This window comes from Microbacterium sp. Ru50, from assembly GCF_002920555.1.
In the GTDB taxonomy this organism is placed as follows: domain Bacteria; phylum Actinomycetota; class Actinomycetes; order Actinomycetales; family Microbacteriaceae; genus Microbacterium; species Microbacterium arborescens.
In genome coordinates this window covers 147,209-166,282 of the sequence record NZ_PQSV01000005.1, presented here as the reverse complement: position 1 = coordinate 166,282, position 19,074 = coordinate 147,209, and the positions used below count along the sequence as shown (strand labels likewise).

General features: G+C 71.0%; 15 protein-coding genes. 7 read left to right on the top strand and 8 right to left on the bottom strand.

What is annotated here, in order from left to right; genetic code table 11:
- Positions 1–421: 421 nt before the first annotated feature.
- The 3 genes from katG to C3481_RS15040 are packed head-to-tail and all read right to left on the bottom strand — an operon-like array spanning position 422 to position 4,300.
- Positions 422–2,767, bottom strand: a complete 2,346-nt coding sequence (gene katG / locus C3481_RS15050; protein WP_103843136.1) for a catalase/peroxidase HPI — start codon at positions 2,765–2,767, stop codon at positions 422–424.
- A gap of 40 nt (positions 2,768–2,807) precedes the next feature.
- The gene (locus tag C3481_RS15045; RefSeq protein ID WP_023955392.1) at positions 2,808–3,245 is read right to left on the bottom strand and encodes a Fur family transcriptional regulator; all 438 of its coding nucleotides are present in this window, start codon (positions 3,243–3,245) and stop codon (positions 2,808–2,810) included.
- Positions 3,246–3,304: 59 nt separating this feature from the next.
- A complete protein-coding gene (locus C3481_RS15040; RefSeq protein WP_023955394.1) occupies positions 3,305–4,300 on the bottom strand; it encodes a stage II sporulation protein M in 996 nt (331 codons plus the stop codon).
- Positions 4,301–4,316: 16 nt separating this feature from the next.
- On the opposite strand from C3481_RS15040, the gene C3481_RS15035 reads away from it, so the two are divergent.
- Complete coding sequence (locus C3481_RS15035) at positions 4,317–5,177, top strand: RDD family protein (protein ID WP_023955395.1); 861 nt, start codon at positions 4,317–4,319, stop codon at positions 5,175–5,177.
- On the opposite strand, the gene C3481_RS15030 is transcribed toward C3481_RS15035, so the two are convergent.
- Positions 5,149–5,355 (bottom strand): DUF3499 family protein, encoded by a 207-nt coding sequence (locus tag C3481_RS15030; protein WP_036305938.1) that lies wholly within the window; start codon positions 5,353–5,355, stop codon positions 5,149–5,151. The genes C3481_RS15035 and C3481_RS15030 overlap by 29 nt on opposite strands.
- 80 nt (positions 5,356–5,435) lie before the next feature.
- Between C3481_RS15030 and C3481_RS15025 the strand changes: the two genes are divergently transcribed.
- Positions 5,436–5,876 (top strand): metallopeptidase family protein, encoded by a 441-nt coding sequence (locus tag C3481_RS15025; protein WP_023955399.1) that lies wholly within the window; start codon positions 5,436–5,438, stop codon positions 5,874–5,876.
- Between the two features lie 8 nt (positions 5,877–5,884).
- On the opposite strand, the gene C3481_RS15020 is transcribed toward C3481_RS15025, so the two are convergent.
- The 4 genes from C3481_RS15020 to manA all read right to left on the bottom strand — a co-directional run bounded on the left by C3481_RS15020 (position 5,885) and on the right by manA (position 11,840).
- The gene (locus C3481_RS15020) at positions 5,885–7,276 is read right to left on the bottom strand and encodes a DUF5719 family protein (protein ID WP_023955401.1); all 1,392 of its coding nucleotides are present in this window, start codon (positions 7,274–7,276) and stop codon (positions 5,885–5,887) included.
- A complete protein-coding gene (locus C3481_RS15015) occupies positions 7,273–10,113 on the bottom strand; it encodes a glycosyltransferase family 2 protein (protein ID WP_103843134.1) in 2,841 nt (946 codons plus the stop codon). The genes C3481_RS15020 and C3481_RS15015 overlap by 4 nt, the downstream gene beginning before the upstream one ends.
- Positions 10,114–10,202: 89 nt before the next feature.
- On the bottom strand, positions 10,203–10,523 hold the full coding sequence (locus tag C3481_RS15010; RefSeq protein WP_023955405.1) for a WhiB family transcriptional regulator: 321 nt from the start codon (positions 10,521–10,523) through the stop codon (positions 10,203–10,205).
- A gap of 144 nt (positions 10,524–10,667) precedes the next feature.
- Entirely contained in the window at positions 10,668–11,840 is a 1,173-nt protein-coding gene (gene manA / locus C3481_RS15005; protein WP_023955407.1) for a mannose-6-phosphate isomerase, class I, read from the bottom strand.
- 71 nt (positions 11,841–11,911) lie between these two features.
- Here manA and C3481_RS15000 point away from each other — a divergent pair, with 71 nt between their 5' ends.
- The 5 genes from C3481_RS15000 to C3481_RS14980 all read left to right on the top strand — a co-directional run bounded on the left by C3481_RS15000 (position 11,912) and on the right by C3481_RS14980 (position 19,073).
- Positions 11,912–13,336, top strand: coding sequence for an O-antigen ligase (locus C3481_RS15000; RefSeq protein WP_023955409.1), 1,425 nt, complete (start codon positions 11,912–11,914; stop codon positions 13,334–13,336).
- Between the two features lie 150 nt (positions 13,337–13,486).
- Positions 13,487–14,821, top strand: coding sequence for an O-antigen ligase (locus C3481_RS14995; protein WP_146053667.1), 1,335 nt, complete (start codon positions 13,487–13,489; stop codon positions 14,819–14,821).
- Entirely contained in the window at positions 14,818–16,164 is a 1,347-nt protein-coding gene (locus C3481_RS14990; protein WP_181021954.1) for an O-antigen ligase, read from the top strand. The genes C3481_RS14995 and C3481_RS14990 overlap by 4 nt, the downstream gene beginning before the upstream one ends.
- 10 nt (positions 16,165–16,174) lie before the next feature.
- Positions 16,175–17,146, top strand: coding sequence for a glycosyltransferase (locus tag C3481_RS14985; RefSeq protein WP_023955415.1), 972 nt, complete (start codon positions 16,175–16,177; stop codon positions 17,144–17,146).
- A gap of 13 nt (positions 17,147–17,159) precedes the next feature.
- Positions 17,160–19,073, top strand: a complete 1,914-nt coding sequence (locus C3481_RS14980) for a glycosyltransferase (RefSeq protein WP_103843130.1) — start codon at positions 17,160–17,162, stop codon at positions 19,071–19,073.
- The last annotated feature ends 1 nt before the right edge of the window (position 19,074 follow it).

The window sequence follows — 19,074 nt, the reverse complement described above, 5'->3', positions numbered from 1 at the left end:
GCTCACCTGGCAGCTCGCACCCCCACCCCGGCCTGCAAGGGGCCACAACTGCCGACCCAAACCCGCGCCTCACACTCACCCGGCAGCTCGCGCCCCCACCCTCCCCCCGAAGGGGCCAGAACAACCAACCCAAAGGCCCGCAGCCCTCGCCCAGCCCGGGCCGCAGCATCACGCTCACCTGGCAGCTCGCACCCCCACCCCGGCCTGCAAGGGGCCACAACTGCCGACCCAAACCCGCGCCTCACGCTCACCTGGCAGCTCGCGCCCCCACCCAGCACCAAAAGAGGCCACAACTGCCACCCCAAGGCCCGCCAACCCAAAGGCCCGCCCACCCGAGCCCCGCAGCACAGCGCCCATCCCACCAGCAACGGCGAAGGCCCGCCCCGGGTATCGGGACGGGCCTTCGCACGGATGCTGCGGGTCAGCGCAGGTCGAAGCGGTCGAGCTCGGTGACCTTGGTCCAGGCGGCGACGAAGTCGCGCACGAACTTCTCGCTCGCGTCATCCGAGGCGTACACCTCGGCGATGGCGCGCAGCTCGGAGTTGGAGCTGAACAGCAGGTCGACGCGCGTGCCGATGCCGATCTCCGACCCGTCGGCGTTCACGCCGCGGAAGGCGTGCGACCCCGGGTCGAGCGGCTTCCACGTGGCGCCGAGGTCGAGCAGCTTCACGAACACCTCGTTCGTCAGCACGCCCGGGCGCTCGGTGAACACGCCGAACGACGATCCGTCGTAGTTCGTTCCCAGGGCGCGGAGGCCGCCGACGAGCACGGTCATCTCGGGGGCGCTCAGCGTCAGCAGGTTCGCCTTGTCGATGAGGTGGTGCTCCGCCGGCAGGAACGCGTTCGGGCCGTAGTAGTTGCGGAACCCGTCGGCGACCGGCTCGAGGTGGCTGAACGACAGCTCGTCGGTCTGCTCCGCCGTGGCGTCGGTGCGTCCGGGACGGAAGGGAACCGTCACCTCGACGCCGCCGTCGCGCGCGGCCTTCTCGACACCGGCGTTGCCCGCCAGCACGAGGAGGTCGGCCAGCGAGACCTTCTTGCCGTCGGTACGGCCGTCGTTGAACGACGCCTGCACGCTCTCGAGCACGCCGAGCACGCGCTGCAGCTGGGCCGGGTTGTTCGCCTCCCAGTCCTTCTGCGGGGCGAGACGGATGCGGGCGCCGTTGACGCCGCCGCGCTTGTCGCTGCCTCGGAACGTCGAGGCCGCGGCCCACGTCGTCGAGACGAGCTCGCTCACGGTCAGGTCGGTGGCGAGGATGCGGGCCTTGAGGTCGGCGGCATCCGCGTCGTCGATCAGCTCGTGGTCGACGGCAGGCAGCGGGTCCTGCCAGATGAGCTCCTCCTGCGGAACCTCGGGGCCGAGGTAGCGGGCGATGGGGCCCATGTCACGGTGCGTGAGCTTGAACCAGGCGCGGGCGAACGCGTCGCCGAAGGCGACCGGGTCGTCCTTGAAGCGACGCGAGACCGCGTCGTAGGCGGGATCCATGCGCAGCGCGAGGTCGCTCGTGAGCATCCGCGGCTCGCGGCGGCCGTTCGAGTGCGCGAGCGGCACCATGTCGGCGCCGGCACCGTTGACGGGACGCCACTGGTGTCCGCCGCCGGGGCTGCGCATCAGCTCCCAGTCGTAGGCGTAGAGGATGTGGAAGAACTCGTTGTCCCAGCGGGTGGGGTGGTAGGTCCAGGTGACCTCGAGGCCCGACGTGATGGTGTCGTCGCCGTGGCCGGTGCCGAAGTTGTTCTTCCACCCCAGGCCCTGCATCTCGACGCCCGCGGCCTCGGGGTTGTCCTCGAGGTTCGAGTCGGGAGCTGCGCCGTGGGTCTTGCCGAAGGTATGACCACCGGCGATGAGGGCGACGGTCTCCTCGTCGTTCATGCCCATGCGGCCGAACGTCTCACGGATGTCGCGCGCCGACTTCAGCGGGTCGGGCTCGCCGTTCGGGCCCTCGGGGTTGACGTAGATGAGGCCCATCTGCACGGCGGCGAGGGGCTTCTCGAGGTCACGGTCGCCGGAGTAGCGCTCGTCGGCGAGCCACGTCGTCTCCGGGCCCCAGTACACGTCGTCGTCCGGCTCCCAGACGTCGGGACGGCCGCCGGCGTAGCCGAAGGTCGAGAAGCCCATGGACTCCAGCGCGACGTTGCCGGCGAGGATCATGAGGTCGGCCCACGAGATCGACTGGCCGTACTTCTTCTTGACGGGCCACAGCAGGCGCCGGGCCTTGTCGAGGTTGACGTTGTCGGGCCAGCTGTTCAGGGGGGCGAAGCGCTGCTGGCCGGCCCCGCCGCCGCCGCGGCCGTCGGTGACGCGGTACGTGCCGGCCGAGTGCCAGGCCATGCGGATCATGAGCGGGCCGTAGTGACCGAAGTCGGCAGGCCACCAGTCCTGCGACGTGGTGAGGACCCCTTCGATGTCCTTCTTCACGGCGGCGAGGTCGAGCGACTCGAAAGCGGCCTTGTAGTCGAAGTCCTCGCCGACGGGGTTGGCCACGGCGGGGTTCTTCTTCAGGATGCGCAGGTTGAGCTGGTTCGGCCACCAGACGTGGTTGGCGTTGCCGACCGTCGGGTGGGGCTGTCCGCCGTGCGAGCCGTGGCCATGCCCCTGTCCCTGCTCGCCGCCGTGGATGACGGGGCAGCCGCCGGCGTCGTTGGAACGCGGCCGGGTCTCGCCGTCGGCGCGCTCGTCCTCGGGTGTGTCGATGGGGGTGACCGCCTGGTCGGTGTCGGTCACGTCCTCGCCGATGGGCGCGGACTGCTGGTCGCGATCGCTCATGGGGATCCTTCCGTTGGGGGTTTTCGGGAGAGAGAGAAGGTCAGGATGCCGCCGGGGCCGCGGATGCGGCGCACGCCGCACACCGCCCCCAGTAGGTCACCTCGGCCGAGGCGACCTCGAAGCCGTGGTCGTCGGACGGGTGCAGGCACGGCGTGTGCCCGACGGCGCAGTCGACGTCTTCGACACGCCCGCACGCGGTGCAGACGAGGTGGTGGTGGTTGTCGCCGACGCGCAGCTCGAACAGCATGGGGCGACCGGCGGGCTCGATGCGGCGTGCGAGGCCGGCGTCGGCGAAGTCGTTGAGGGCGTTGTACACCGACTGCCGACTGGTCTGGGGCATCCGTTCCGCGACAGCCGCGTAGACCTCGTCGGCACTGGCGTGAGGCCGCGCGCGCAGAGCGGCGTAGACGGCGGAGCGGGACTCGGTCACACGCAGACCGGAGGCACGGATGGCCTCGGGAGCGGTCGCGATCGTCATGCCTCGATCGTATCCCGCATTTTTGATCAGATCAAATTAAGCAGTGGTGAACGGCTACGTCAGCCCGCAACGAGACGCGGGGTTCCGGCCTCGTACTCGGTGAGGTCGCCGGTCTCCCCCCGACGTGCCGCCGCGCGGCCGAGCACCAGCATGTAAGCGAGGAAGACCGCGAGGGCCAGCGCGCCGATACCGATCTTGATCGGCCACGGCCAGGGCTGACGCGTCACGAACCCCTCGACGAGACCGGAGAGCGCGAGAGCGAGAATCAGGCCGATCGCCACCGTCGCGAGCGAGCGCCCTGCGGCGGCGAGCGCCTCGCCGCGACTGCGCCTGCCGGGGGCGATCCACGCCCAGAAGATGTGGAGTCCCGTCGCCCCGGCCACGAAGATGCAGGTGAGCTCGAGCAGGCCATGCGGTGCGATATGCAGAAGGAAGACGTCACCGCGGTCGAAGGAGATGAGGATCGCCGCCGCCTGACCGATGCTCACCGCGTTCTGCATGAGCACCATCACGGGCCACAGGCCGGTGATCCCGAACAGCACGCACTGGGCAGCGATCCAGGCGTTGTTCGTCCACACGGTGCCCGCGAACACCGCCGCGGGATTCTCGCTGTAGTAGGCGGTGAAGTCGTTCTTCGCGTACTGCTCGAGCTGCGCCTGCGATCCCAGCGCCGCCACTGCGGCGGGGTCGCCCGAGACCCAGAACGCGACGAGCGAGCTGATCACGACGAAGGCGACGGCGACGGCGAGCGTCGTCCAGCGGACGCGATACAGCGCAGCCGGCAACTGGTGCACGAAGAAGCGGGGCAGCTGCCGGAGCACGTTCTCGGGGGCTCCGGTGAGCCGTAGCCGGGCGCGCGACAGGATCATCGAGAGCCGGTCGCCCTCGACGCTGCGTCCCGCGGAGGTCTTGATATCGGCGAGGTCGGCGGATGCGGCGCGGTAGCGCGTGACCAGCTCGTCGACCTCGTCGCTCGACAGGCGGCGTGCACGACCGAGCGCGTCGAGCCGATCCCACTCGGCGCGACGCGCGGCGACCAGGGCGTCGAGGTCCATTTGCTTAACTGTACCCATGACCACGCCCGCTCCCCCGGTGCAGATCCGCCAGGACGAGATCCTCACCGGCGAGGCGGTGGCGCTCGACGTTCAGCCGCTGGGCTTCTTCCTCCGCGCCCTCGGCGCGCTCATCGACGTCCTCTGCGGCATCGCGCTTCTGCTGCTGTTCTTCTTCGTCGGAGGCTTCGTGGTCGGCGGGCTCGGCCTCGAGAGCTTGTCGGGGATTCTCGTCGTGTCGGCACTCGTCCTGGTGCTCGTCGTCATCCCGACCGCCGTCGAGACCCTCTCTCACGGCCGCAGCCTGGGCAAGCTCGCGGTCGGTGGCCGCATCGTGCGCACCGACGGCGGGGCGACCGGATTCCGCCAGGCGTTCATCCGCGCTCTCGTCGGCGTCCTGGAGATCTGGTTCACCTTCGGCGCGCTCGCGGGCGTGGTCGCGGCCTTCACCCCGCGTTCGACTCGACTGGGCGACATGGTCGCGGGGACCTACTGCGAGCGAACCCGGGCCCCGCGCCTCCCACCGCCCGCCGGACCGGTCCCGATCGAGCTGCGAGAATGGTCGGACGTCGCCGACGTGGCGCGCCTGCCCGACCGCGTCGCCCGACGAGCATCCCAGTTCGCGCGCTCGGCCGAGGGCATGGAACCGGCGGCACGACTGCGCTCCGCGACGATGATCGCCAGCGAGGTCGCGCCCTTCGTCTCGCCGCTGCCGCAGACGGACCCCGAGACGCTCGTCCGCGCGGTGGTCGCGGTCCGGCGCGACCGCGAGTACGCCGCGATCCAGCGGATCGACGACCGGGCGCGTGCCCTCGTCGGCGCGGCTCCCGAGACACCGCGCGGATTCCCCGTCAGACCCGAAGCGTCTCGTGACGGATGACGACCCACCCCTTCGGCACCGAGAGGCGCTCGGTGTGGATGGCGCACAGGTCGTGCGCGTGCGGGTCGGTTCCGCCGCCCAGCGGGCCGAGCGCAGCCATCTGGTCGCCGTAGTCGAAGGTCAGGGTCGTCACGGCCTCGCGGGCGCAGCCCACCTTCGAACACAGTCTCTCGCGCATCCCGTCCACGGTAACGCCGCGGACGCTGCGTGAGCGGATGCCGCGCCGGTGCCTCATCCGGCGGCGCATAGGATGGCCTCATGATCCGGCGTCGTTCCCGACCCGTGCCGCCCCGGCGGAACCGGCCGTCGCGTCACGGCCGTCACGGCCGCGATGACAGGAGCCCCGTCGTCCGGCCGCCGCTTCCGCCCCTCGAGACCCGCTCCGAGCGATTCGATCTGTCGGTGGGCACGGCCGCCGAGTTCCTGCGCAGCGCCTGGCCCGAGCTGCGGGAGGTCCGTTTCGAGGTCGCCGGGATGCCCGCGGCCAGTGACGAGGACGGCATCCCGCGTTGGCAGGTCTTCGCGGCCGAGAAGCGGATCGTGCTGTACCGGCTGCCGATCGAGCGCCTCAACCGGCTGCACCGCAACGACGATCTGCACCGCCGGATGATGGTCGAGAGCTGCGTCTTCCGCGCGGCGGCCGAGTACCTCGACCGCGATCCCTGGGACCTCGGGCCCGACCGGTTCCGCTTCCTCTGACCGAGAGGTCAGGGATACACGGTGAGCTCGGCCGCTGCGGCGGCCGAACCCGTCACGGGATAGGTCCCGAGCTGCCCGGCACCCGAGAAGCCGACGGAGCCGCGGATGCCGCCGGGACCGGGATCGAGGCGGTAGACGGTCCCCGCCGCGACATCGATCGTCCGCGACTGCCCCGCGGCCAGCTGCACCGTCTGCGACTCCCCGCCGGACACGGGCGTCAGAGTCGCGGCGGTCTCCTGGTCTGCGGTGAGCGTCAGTGTGGGACCGGGGCCCGGAGCGACGGCGACGAGGGTCGGCGCGTCGACGAGGGGGGCACCGACAGCCCAGGCGAAGTCGGCGGGGGTCGCCTGATCGGTCGAGGTCCACGCCGCCGCCACGAGCGGATCGGCCGCGGTCGCGGTCACGGTGTAGTCGCCGACGGGCATCCCCGTCACCTCGAGCTCGAGCGGGCGTCCCGCGGCGAGCGCGATGGCGTCCTGCTGCGACACCACGCTGCCGTCAGCGACGGAGCGCACCGTCACACTCGCCAGGGTGTCGGCGGCCGTCGCCATGAGGCGTACCGACATCCCGCCCGCTGAGGCGACGGAGTCGGGCGCAACGGTGACGTCGACCGCGGGGATGACCTGCTGCGTCGCGGGAAGGGCGCTCGCCCCCACCTGGTCGACGCCGCCGGCGATGAGGGTGCGCGTGAGCGCGGACTGCAGGGATGCCCGCACCGGGGCACCTTGTGCCGTGACCTGCACGACGGGGCTCTGCTCACCGCGGCGGAGCGCCGCGAGAGGGATGGCGCGCTGCGAGCGGGCGGCGACGACGATGTCGCGGCCCGCGACGGGGTCCTGAGCTCCGTCGGCGCCGAACACGCGCAGGTCGACAGTCGCCGCGACATCCCCCGGGTTCGTCAGAAGGACGAGGTCGCTCGCGCCCGTCGCAGCCGATCCACCGACGAGCCACGACTCCATCGCGGGCCGGGTGCATGCCGAGACCGCCAGGCCGCGCAGGTCCGGGTCATCGAGCGAGGCCGAGGATGCGGCGCCGAGATCGGTGGGGACACCGCCCGTGGGCTCCGCCGAGAACGCCGCCGGCGGTGCGCCCTCGTCGGCGCGGTCGGGTGTCGCGAGGGTGTAGGAGGTCGGGTCGCCGCTGTCGGCGGCGGAGACGACGCTCGAGGGCGCAGCCGCGGTGATAGCCCCCGCCGCCGTCGCGTCTCGCCCGAGCGCGAGGAGCGGACCGTCGCAGGCCGCGACCGAGCGCGCGGCCTCGGGTACCACGTCCAGGGACATGGGCTCGCGGGCGAGGGTCGGCCACGGCGCGGCGGCCGCGACGATCACGCCCCCTCCCACGACGGCAGCGGCCACCGCTCCCGCGGCGAGACGGGTCACGAGTGCGGTTCGCGTGTTCATCGGTCCCTCCGGCGAAGCGGTCGGATGCCCACGAGGCGCGGTGCCGCTCGCGAGGCCGAGCGGCTCCCACGTGTCGGCAGCGCCAGGAGGAGGGCGATCGCGAAGACGGCTGCGATCCCGCTCCATGCGGCCGACGCGACGGCGCGAGCCGACGTCGCAGCCTCAGCGCGGGGAGCGATGTCGCCCGACAGGCGCCATAGCTCGCCTCTGTCCGTCGACCCGACGGCGTCGAGCCCATCCCGGCCGCCCAGGGCCGTCGCCGCCGCGAGCCGCGTGCTGCGGGCCGCGGCCGACTCGTCGTCCCCGGACGACGCCAGCAGGATGAACGCGACCCCGTGGTCTCGCAGCTCCGCGACGACGTCGTTCGCGGTATCGGCGACGAGGTCGGCAGCGACCTGGGCCGCTTCTCGGTCCGCATCGGTCAGCTCGGTGCGCGCGGTCACGAGAGTCGACTGACCACCGAGGGTCGCACTGCCGCCCCACACGACATCCACGGCGACGCCGTCGTCGGTGGGCGTGAGGACGATCGTGCCGAGCCCCGGCGAGTTCGCCCCCTCGGCGGCGACGAACGCAGGGAGGGTGCTGGTCGCACCGCGACCGACGACCGAGGCTTCCCGGGCATGGGAGGTCAGCATCGGAACGGCGGCGACGACGAGCCCGGCCACGGCGAGCCCGGCGGCAGCGGCGCGGACGACGCGGGCCGGCACGACGCTGTCGAGCGTCAGCAGGGCACCGCCGGCGACTCCGACCCAGGCGAGGCTGAGCGCCGCTCCCGGCCACAGCGCGATCGCGGTCGTGCCGTCGATGACGACGGCCACGCCGGCCGCGGCGAAGGCCGTCGCCACACCGAGCCCCGCGATGGCGAGAAGCACGATTCCGACGAATCGCCGAGCCGACATGGCGGCGGCGAGAGTGAGCGCGAGCAGCGGCGCCGTGAACAGGATGAGCCACCAGAGTGGCCCCGCGGCACCGGTGAAGGCGGCCCAGCCCGCGTCGGCGGGGAAGCCTGCCGCGAGCAGGAAGCTCCCGAGGACGTCATCGGCGAACCGCGGGCCGCTCCATGGCACGCCGGGGTCGGCAAGGAGCGACCAGGGGTCGCCGACGCGCAGCCGCGCGAACACGAGCGGTGCCGACAGCGCCACGGACGGGACGATGATCCAGAGCCACCGGAACGCCGCACGTCGGCCGCGGAGCACCATCGACAGCACGACCGCGAACACCCAGATGACCACGACGGGGGCCGCGAGCACGGGCGAACATGCCAGCACGACGGCGAGCAGGATCGAGGCCGTGCCGGCGTTGCCCCACGACCGGTGCGCCGCGGCCGCGGTGAAGGCCAACCACGGCAGCACGAGGTGGACGATGACGGCTGCCGGCCGCCCATCGCCCAGAGCCACGAGGAACATCGGCGCGAGCGCCCACGTCACCGCCCCGACGATGCGCAGAACCGGGCGTTCGGTGATGCGGGTCGCCGCGAACCAGCCGCCGAGTACCGCGAGTGGAAGTGCGAGCAGCCAGAGCACCACCAACGCGCGCGACGGGTCCGCCGGCGACAACGATGCGAGCACGGCGAGGACCGCGCTGAACGGGTCGGCCGGCCCGACGGCATCCCAGCCGAGCGGGCGCTGCGCACCCGTCGCTTCCGACCAGGCGCGCGCGGCGCTGGCGGCGAGTGGGGCGAGCGCTCCCCCACCGATCGAGGGCCAGCTCAGCGCGGCGGGCATCGACGCGATCGAGACCACGAGCGCGGCGAGCACGGCCCAGGCACCGCCTCCGGAGAAGAATCCGAGCTCGGTGCGGCGGGGACCGTCGCCGGCGGGCTGGTCCTCGATGAGCCGCTGACGCATGACGCGCGAGCTCACGCGCAAAGATGCCAGCTGCGACCACGATGCACGCCGGTGACGCGCGATGCGACGCCGGGTCCGGGTCACTGCCGGCAGACGCACCATCACGACGGCGGCCGCCGACCATTCCGGGCCGATCCGCGCGGGCCGCTTGCCGACGAGGTGGAGGATGCTGCGCCAGAGCGCGAGCGGGAGGAGCGAGAGCCAGTGCAGCACAACCGCCGGCGGCGGGGCGTAGACCAGCCTGCGGTGCAGCTGCGCGACACGGGCGGCGTGGACGGCGCGAGCCCGCGCGGCGGTCGTGCGCGGTGCGGGCGCACCGGCCACGCCATCGTGGGCCACGGCGATGCGCGCGCCGGGGGCGAGCACGACACGACCGCCGGCCAGGCGCACCCGGACACCGAGATCGAGCCCCTCGTCGGCACCGGCGAGCGCCTCGTCGAGCCCCTCGAGCTCGCGCCACGCCGCCGTGTGGACGAGGAGCCCGCGCACGTCGCCGCCCAGGACGTCGTCCGTGCCGTCGTGCTGCCCCTGGTCGTGCTCGCCGTCGGCGAGCCCGACGGCGGCGCCGAACCTGGTCATGGAGCGTCCGAGCGAGACGATGCGGGTGTTGTCGTCCCACTCGACGAGCTTGGGGACGGCGATGGCGACGGACGGGGCCGTCTCGAGCGCGGCCGCGAGGCGCTGCAGCGCCTCAGGTTCCGGCGCGACGTCTTGAGCCAGCAACCAGATGGCGTCGCCGTCGATCCGACGCGAGGCGAGCCGGAGCGCCGCGGCGAAACCCGTGCGCGCGGGCGCTGAGATAACCGCTTCCGCGCCCGACTCCTCGGCGAGAGTGCGCAGGCGTTGGTCGCCGCCGCAGAGCACGATCGTGAGGGCGTCGACGGCGCGCGTCTGATCGCGCAGCGCGGCGAGCGTGCGCATGAGATGGAAGGCCGCCGGTGTGCGTCCGTCGGGACGCACGACCAGGAGCGCGTGAACACGGGCGGGCATGACGGAGCAAGCCTAGGCGGCGATTCTGAGCACCCCCGGCAGCAGCGGGGCGGTTCGCCGATATCGGTGGAGGCTGTCGCCGTCCCTCGTCAGACCGCGCGGCGCTTCAGCTTGCGACGCTCGCGTTCGCTGAGACCGCCCCAGATGCCGAAGCGCTCGTCGTTCTGCAAGGCGTACTCCAGGCACTCCCCCCGCACGTCGCACGACGTGCAGATGCGCTTGGCATCACGAGTCGAGCCGCCCTTCTCGGGGAAGAACGCCTCGGGATCGGTCTGCGCGCACAGTGCATCGGTCTGCCAGGCCAGAGCGTTGTCGTCACCGTCGGTATCGACGCGCCGCACTCCGGGCACACCCAGGTTGACCGGGTCGACGAACCAGTTGTCGGGAACGCCCGAACGGTATGCCGTCATATCGTGTCCCCTCCTCGCCGGCCGGCACGCGAGCCGCGTGTCTCGCATTAATTACACCCGTGTCATTCCCTCGGGTCAAGTCGCGGATCGTAAACCCTCAAGCGCATGTTTAAGCTTCGCGGCGGTTCGTCGGCGTGTCGCGGCTCACTCGCCGCCCGGCTGAGCGACGAACGCCTCCCCCGCGCCGCCGATCGCGACCGACGCCGCCGAGACCACGGCCGCCGTGCCGGGAACGAGCTCCACGCGCTCTCCGTCCGCTTCGACGACGATGTCACCGCCGGTCGCGAGCACGACGGCCGGTCCCGCGAGCGCGATCTCGGTAACCGCTTCGAAGGTCGTCTCGACGCGCGCAAGACGGAAATCCGGTACGCCGACGTCGTAGCCGAAGACCCCGGGCGCGACCTCGACCGGCTCGACGATCGGCGCGGGACCGCTCGCGGTGCTGACCACCTGCAGCAGCTCCGGCACATCGACGTGCTTGGGGGTCAGGCCCCCGCGGAGCACGTTGTCGCTGGCCGCCATCAGCTCGACGCCGAGGCCGTCCTGATACGCGTGGAGCACGCCGGCCGGAGCGAAGAGCGCTTCTCCGCGCCGCAGCTCGACGAGGTTCATGAGGGTCGCCACGATGAGGCCGGCATCGTCGGGGAACGCCGCCGCGATCTCGCGGAGGACGCGGCGCTCGGCCGCGAAGTCCGAAGCATCCGCAGCGTCGCCCGCCGAGCGTTCCAGCGCGGCGGAGAGGTCGGTCACGACATCGGCCGCCTCGCCCGAGAGGGCCCAGCCGATGACACGGCGCAGCGCAGCGGGCTCGTCCTCGGCGTCGGTCGGCGTGAGAGCGGCCGACAGCGCGCCGACACCGCCGCCTGCGCCCAGCGACGCGAGCAGACGCTGCGTGTCGACGACGGGCCGCAGCCCGACGAGCGCGCGGAAGCTCTCCGACAGGGCGACGATGATCTCGGGCTTGTGATTCTCGTCGCGGTACAGCCGCTCGGCCGCATCCCGGGGGATGCCGGCCGCCTCCTCGCGCGCGAACCCGACGGCCGCCTGCTCCCGAGACGGGTGCGCCTGAATCGACAGCGACGTCGCCGCGGCGAGGATCTTCAGCAGATACGGAAGAGGCGGTATCCCCGCCTCGGACAGGGCGAGGTTCAGCGGACGTCCGGTGCCGTCGTCCACGCGCGACGGGCTGCCCGGGTGGTCGCCGAACCAGATCTCCGCTTCGGGTGCCCCCGAGGGCTCCCGCCCCTGCAGCTCAGCGATGAGCGTCTCGGAGCCCCATGCGTAGTCTCTGGCGATGTTCGAGATCGGAATCAGCACGGACCCAGCCTAGGACGCAGGGCCGTGAGACCCGGTGCCGAGACGCGACGCCGCGGTAGCCTGTCTGCACCATGGCCGTCTACTCCCGACATCCCGTCTCGGCGCCGCCCACGGCTCCCGCGCGCGAGACCACGGGCCACCTCCTGCTCCGCGCCTGGTGCGTCTTCGTCATCGCCGCTTCCATGGCCGGCACGAGCTGGTTGATGGCCTTCGGCTCGGCGGGCGCAGCGGTCGTCGTCGTCGGGACCGGCATCGTGTCGGTGATCCTGTGGGTGTCGCTGCGACCACGGGTGCAGTGGCGCCGGCTGCCGTGGTTCGCGCTGGCCTACGTCGCGTGGGCGGTGGCTTCGATGCTGTGGTCGGCGTGGCTGGGCGCAACCGAGCTGACGCTCCTCCTGCTCGTGTCGACGACGGTGCAGGCCATGTTCGTGGGGGCCGTGCTGACGTGGCGCGAGATCCTGCGCGCGGTCGCGGCGGCGCTCAAATGGATGCTCGGGCTCTCGATCGTCTTCGAGCTGTGGGTCGCAGTGATCTGGCGCGGCGACATCCTTCCCGGCTTCGTGCGACCGGGCGAGGACTACACGGGTCACGCCATCACCCTGTGGTCGCGTGACAACCTCTTCAACGGAGGCCGACTGCAGGGCATCTTCGGAAACGCCAACCCCCTCGCCTACATCGCGCTCCTGGCGATCATCGTCTTCATCGTGCGGATCGCCTCCGGAGCACCGCGACGATTCCTCCTCGGCCTGTGGACCGTCCTCGCGCTGTTCCTCTTCTGGCGCGCGTCGTCGGCGACCGCGTTCCTCTGCGCCCTCGCCGTGGCGGTCGTCCTCGTGACGATCCTGCTCATGCGCACGGCCCGGCGCCCCGGTGAGCGCACACGGTTCTACCTCATGTACGCGGCGGTCGCCGGGATCGGGGGCGGGGCTGCCTGGTTCGCCCGCGACACGGTCTTCGAGCTGCTGGGTCGGTCCTCCGACCTGACGGGCCGGCAGCGGATCTGGGATGCCGTCGGTGAGCGCATCGCCGAGCGCCCCGTGATCGGGTGGGGCTACTCGACCCCCTGGGTGCCCTCTGACCCTGCCTTCGACGGCTGGATCGTCGACCACGGCGTGAGCGTGATGCAGGCGCACAACATGTGGCTCGATGTCGCCCTGCAGCTCGGCTTCGTCGGTGTCGCCCTCATCGGCCTGGCGCTGCTGGCCTTCGTATGGCGCTCGTGGTTCTTCGCGGTCGACCGACCCCGCTGGGACCTCGTCGCGGATCGGCCGTACAGCGCCCTGACCCTCGTCCCTTCACTCGTCGCGACGATCCTGCTCGTCCAAGGCCTTGCCGAGTCGGCTCCGCTGCTGAACTGGGGATGGTTCCTCATCATCCTGTTCGCGTTCAAGATCAAGCAGGCCCCGCTCGTCGGGCGCGGGCCGGCCGAGCAGCGTCTCGACGCGGAGCAGGGCGACCGCCTTCCCGAGCAGCGGGAGGCGCTCCGCCACGCATGAGTGCTCTCAGGGGCCTCCGGCTACTCTGAGAGCATCATGGCCAGTCATACGCGTGGGGGATCCGGAACGGATGCGTCGGCGACCCCGACCCCCAGGCGCCTCCCCCTTCGGCTCGTGCGCGCGTGGTGCACGCTGGTCATCGCGTCGTCCATGGCCGGCACGGCATGGCTCATGGCGGTCGGCGTCGGCGGTTCGGCCGTCGTCGTGGCGCTCACGACCACCGTGTCGACGGCGATCTGGCTGATCCAGCGGCCCCGCCGACGGTGGCGGCGACTCCCCTGGTTCGCCCTGGCCTATGTCGCGTGGGCGGTCCTCTCGCTGCTGTGGACGGAATGGCCGCGCGCGACCGCGATGACGCTCGCGCTGCTGCTGGCCACGACGGCGCAGGCGATCTTCGTCGCCTCCGTCCTCACGGGGCGCCAGATCATCGAGGCGATCGCCGCGGCGGTGAAGTGGATGCTGGCCCTCTCGCTCGCCTTCGAGCTCTGGGTCTCGCTCGTCTGGCAGGGACCGATCCTGCCGGGATTCGTCCGCCCGGGGCCCGACTTCACCGGCGATCCGATCATGTTCTGGTCGCGCGACAAGCTCTTCACGGACGACCGCATCCAGGGGATCTTCGGCAACGCCAACTCTCTCGCCTACATCGCGCTCCTCGGACTCGTCGTGTTCGGGCTGCAGATCAACACCCGCGCCGGCCGGCGCGGACCGCTCGTGGTCTGGTCGCTGCTGGCCGCGTTCTGCTTCTGGCGCGGCTCATCCGCGACGGCGGCGATGTGTGCGATCGCGATCGCGATCGTCATCGTCGTGGTGCTGCTCATGCGGCGCGCGCGAACGGCACGGACGCGCCGCGTCCTCTACATCGTCTTCACCGTCACAGGCCTCGCCCTCATCACGTCGCTGTGGATCGCGCGAGAAGCCCTCTTCGAGATGCTGGGGCGCTCCTCCGATCTGAGCGGTCGCAAGGAGATCTGGGCGACCGTGGGCGAGCGCTTCGCACAGAGCCCGATCATCGGCTGGGGTTACTCCGTGCCGTGGGTGCCCACCGACCCGTTCTTCGACGGATGGATCGTCGACCGGGGCGTCACGGTGATGCAGGCGCACAGCACCTGGTTCGACGTCGCGATGCAGCTGGGCATCGTCGGGGTGCTCCTCTTCGCCGTCGCCCTCGGCGCGTTCACCTGGCGCGCGTGGTTCCTCGCGCTCGGCCGCATCCCCCGTCCCGGCGACGCACGGGAGCCCCGGTCGCGTCTGCTGCTCATCCCCGCGCTCGTCGCGACGATCCTGCTCGTCCAGAGCATCACCGAGTCGTCGCCGCTGCTCAATTGGGGCTGGTTCCTGCTCGTCATGCTCGCCTTCGCGATCAAGCAGGCCCCCGCCTCCGTGCGCGGCACGCCCGTGCGACGTCGATCGACGCTGGCCGCCGCGTGGCCGCTCGAAGGCGGGGCCCCGATCGAGCGCGGCGCGCCCGTGGAAGGCGCGGCGTGAAGACTCCGCCGGCGCTGTCCACCTCGTGGATCGTCCGCACCCTCGACTCCGCCGCCTTCGCGCAGGCATTCGCACACACCGCGATCGCCGCGGTCTTCGCGCAGCACCTCGTCGAGCGGACGGCGGGCCGGGTCACCTGGCTCACCGTGATCGCGGGGCTGTGCGTGGTCGGGGCGGCCGTGCTCCTGGTCCGCCGTCGCGAATTCACCCTCGTGCGGCTGATCCCATCGACCCTCGTGATCTTCCTGGGCTGGGCGCTGGCCAGCGTCACCTGGACCACCGACACCTCCGGCACCCTCGCCGGATGGCTCTCGCTCGCGTCGATCGCGTTCCTCGCCGTCGTCATCGCGAACACACGCGACACGCTGCAGACGGTCCGCGCGCTGGCCGACGTGTTCCGCGTGCTCCTGGTGCTGTCGCTGGCGCTAGAGCTGCTCTCGGGCGTGTTCTTCGACATGCCGTTCACCTTCCTCGGCATCGAAGGCGACATCGCCGCCCTCGGACCGGTCCAGGGCATCTTCGGCACCCGCAACTCGCTCGGCTTCATCGCGGTCCTGACGTTGATCACCTTTTACATCGAATGGCGGACGGTGTCGGTGCGCACCGGCGTCTCGCTCTTCTCGGCGGTGCTGGCCGCGCTCCTCGCCGCGCTCTCGGACTCCCCCACCGTGCTCGTCCTCGCCGTCGCCACGGGGATCGCGACGGCGGCGCTCGGCCTCGTCCGACGCACACGCCGCGGGCTGCGGCGGACGGTGCAGTCCATCCTCGGCGCGACCGTCGTCGTCGGTGCGCTGGTCGGGTACCTCTTCCGCGAACGCATCATCGCCTGGATCGGAGCGGGCACCGACTTCTCGATCCGCGCCGAGCTCTGGGACCAGATCGCCTCGTTCGTCCGGGTCGAGCCCGTGCGCGGGTGGGGCTGGTTCGGCACGTGGTCGCGGACTGACTTCCCCTTCAACGCGATCAACTTCGCGCTCGGGGATCGTCACACCTCGGCGTTGAACGCCTACGTGGACGTCGTCCTGCAGCTCGGGTGGGTCGGTCTTCTCATCTTCATCGCGTTCGCCGGCCTGGCTTTGGGACGCGCCTGGCTCGTCGCGAGCGAGCGTCGGTCGATCCTCTACGCCTGGACGCCGCTCATCCTCGTGACGGTGCTCGTCGATGCCCTGTTCGAGAGCTTCCCTCTCCACGGGTACGGCTGGCTGATGCTCGTCCTCTGCGCCCTGCGCGCCGGGCAATCGAGGTCCTGGCGGGAGAACATCCGGGAAGCCGCGCGGCCGGCATCGCCCGCGAGCGGACTGCCCGACGACACCTCGACGGGAACGCACGGCATCGCACGGTAGGATCGGGCCGGTGAGCGCGCAGGTTTTCGACCCGACATCGGCGAGCATCGCCATCGTCACTTTCAACCGCTCCGCGCTCCTGTCGCGGCTGCTCGAGAGCATCGTCCGGATGGATCCGAAGCCCGGGCGCGTGGTGATCGTCGACAACGCGTCGACCGACGACACGACATCCGTCGTCGAGTCGTTCCGCGATCGGCTGGGGACCCAGCTGGAGTACCGGCGACTCGAGACGAACACGGGCGGGTCCGGCGGATTCAGCGAGGGCGTGCGCGTGGCGTACGAGCTTGGCTCCGAGTGGATCTGGCTCATGGATGACGACGTCGAGGTGCTTCCCGACGGGCTCGCCAAGATGGGTCGCTGGGCGCCGCGCTTCCGCAGCATCCAGGGCCGCCGGTACGACTACGACGGCAGCGAGTTCTACTGGCAGTACCGCATCGCCGAGCGCATGGGCATCCCGATCCCCTTCGCCCCCGCCGGGTTCGGCGAGTCGGGATACAAGGAGATGAACTCCGGTTGCTTCGAGGGGATGTTCATCCACCGCGACATCGTGGCCCGCATCGGCCTGCCCGATCCGCGCTTCTTCATCTACTGGGACGACCAGCTCTACGGCTGGCTCGCCTCCCGCATCACGACGTCGGTCATCGTCGACGAGTTCGTCTTGCGCCGCACGCGTGAGATCCGCCAGTGGGACATGGGCATCCGACACATGAACGCCTCGAGCAACGCCTACCGGTACTACATCATGCGCAACCGGGCGCACATCAAGCAGTACTACCGGACCAAGGGCGTGTACAACCCGGTGCTGTTCGGTCTCGGGACGACGCTGACCTTCGGCAAGGAGCTCATCCGACTCTTCCTCGTCGAGCGCACCGTGCGCGGCACGTCCAACCTCTTCCGCGGCCTCCGCGACGGCCGGCGCATCTCGCGCGACCGTACCTGGCAGCCGATGCAGCCGCTGATGGATCAGCCGGCCCGTCCCTGACGAAAGATAGACCATGCCTCACCTGCTGCAGCGCGCCGTCCTCCCGCTCGAGCACGATCCCGACCTCCTTCCGCTCTACGTCGATCCCGAGACCTGGACCGAGATCGACGAGGAGCCCGTGCGCGTGTCGTCGCGGGCCCAGCTGTCGAACATCCTCGGCCGCTCGGAGGCGCGCATCGTGGGCGGGCGACGGGTGTCGTTCGGCACGTACTTCAATGCGTTCCCGGCGTCGTACTGGCAGCACTGGACACCGGTGCGCGCGGTCACGCTCACGGTGCGCACCGAGGGGACCGCCACGGTCCTCGTCTACCGTTCCAACGGCGGCGGCACCCGCCAGCGGTTGGAGACGCGCGAGGTGACCGGCGAGGCGACGAGCACGTTCGACCTCACCCTGAATCAGTACAGCGACGGCGGATGGATCTGGTTCGACATCGCGGCGGACCGCGAGGACGCTCGGTTCCTCGGGGCGGAGTGGACGACCGAGCAGGAGCCGACCCGCTCGGGCAAGGCCTCGCTCGGCATCACGACATACAACAAGCCCGACTACTGCGTCGAGACCCTCCGCGCCCTCGATGCGGCGCCCGACGTACTCGAGCTGGTCGATCGCATCTTCCTCATCGACCAGGGCACGGACCGCGTCGACGCTCAGCCCGACTTCGCCGAGGTCGCCGACAGCCTCGGCGAGACCCTCCAGATCGTCACACAGCCCAATCTCGGCGGCTCGGGCGGCTTCGCCCGCGCGATGCACGAGACGCTGCAGCGGCCTGAGAGCGACTTCGTGCAGCTGCTGGATGACGACGTGCGCATCGAGCCGGAGTCGCTCCGTCGCTCGATCGTCTTCGGTCGATACGCGACGACGCCGACGATCGTCGGCGCCCACATGTTCGATCTGCTCGACCGCCCGAAGCTCCATGCCTGGGCCGAGGTCGTCGATGATGCGCCGTTCATGTGGCGCACGCTGCAGCAGGAGAAGATGCCGCACGACTTCTCGGTGGCGAACCTGCGGCAGTCGCCCGAGCTGCACATGCGGCTCGACGCCGACTACAACGGCTGGTGGATGTGCCTCATCCCGGTCGAGGTCATCCGCCGAGTCGGACTGTCTCTGCCCGCCTTCATCAAGTGGGACGACGCCGAGTACTGCCTGCGCGCCCGCGAGGCCGGGTTCCCCACGGTCTCGATGCCCGGCGTCGCGCTCTGGCACGTGTCGTGGGTGGGCAAGGACGATTCCATCGACTGGCAGGCCTACTTCCACGCGCGCAACCGCATCGTCGCCGCGCTGCTGCACTCGAACAGCGCACGGGGGGGCACGCTGCTGCGACACAGCCGGCGTCTCGACCTCAAGCACCTCATGATGATGCAGTACTACCCCGTCGAGCTGCGTCAACGCGCACTGCGCGACATCCTCTCGGGGCCTGAGCACATGGCGAGGGGAATCGCAACCGCCATGCCTGCCGCCCGGGCTCTGCAGAAGGACTTCCCCGAGACCGTCGTGCACCGCGACACGGGCGTTCCGCTCCGTTCGCGAAAGGGGCGTCAGGTGTTCAAGCGTCTGCCCCGCCACACCTTCGACAGTCCGACGGGCCTCAAGCTCCGGTGGTTCACGCTGTCCACTCTCGCGTCGCATTGGCTGCACGCCCCTCGCCCTGAGAACGTCGCTCAGCCCGAGGTGGAGTTCGGCAAGGGCGACGCGCAGTGGTGGCGTCTTCCCCGCTATGACAGCGCCCTGGTGAGCGCTGCCGACGGGTCGGGCAAGAACATCTACACGCGCGACCGGGCGGCCTTCCGCCGGATGCTGCGCGAGAGCCTGCGCCTGCACGCGCAGCTCAAGCGCGACTGGCCGAAGCTGTCGCGGCGCTATCGTCGCGCGATGGGGCAGCTGACCTCTCCCGAGTCGTGGGAGCGCATCTTCGACCACGCGGGAAGCTGAG